The sequence below is a fragment of the Cupriavidus sp. SIMBA_020 genome, assembly GCF_046535395.1.
GTDB lineage: Bacteria > Pseudomonadota > Gammaproteobacteria > Burkholderiales > Burkholderiaceae > Cupriavidus > Cupriavidus campinensis.
Genome location: NZ_JAWRWU010000607.1, coordinates 1 through 271, shown reverse-complemented (window position 1 = coordinate 271; position 271 = coordinate 1). Strand labels below are relative to the sequence as shown.

1 pseudogene is annotated in these 271 nt (G+C 66.8%); it reads right to left on the bottom strand.

What is annotated here, in order from left to right:
* Positions 1 to 271: pseudogene (locus SB751_RS30715) on the bottom strand (hypothetical protein); the annotation flags it as partial.

Below are 271 nucleotides of genomic sequence, written 5' to 3'. Positions count from 1 at the left end.
ATCTGGCTCGTGAGCGGAATCGCGGGCAGATCCTTCTTTTCGTCCGCCGTCGCGGGGCCGAACGCGTCCGGCATGGTCACGGAAGTGTCGTCCGTGTCGGGGGACGGATCCTGTGCGTACGCGCTCGACGTGCTCAGCGCCCAGGCTGCGAGCACGGCGGCGCCGATCAGTTTCCGGGGGCCGAACGCGCGGAGTTCGAACGTTTTGCGCAGACGCGGCGCCGCGTGGGGCAGGCGCTTCGCAAACAGCTTTACGAAAGACAGTTCCATGG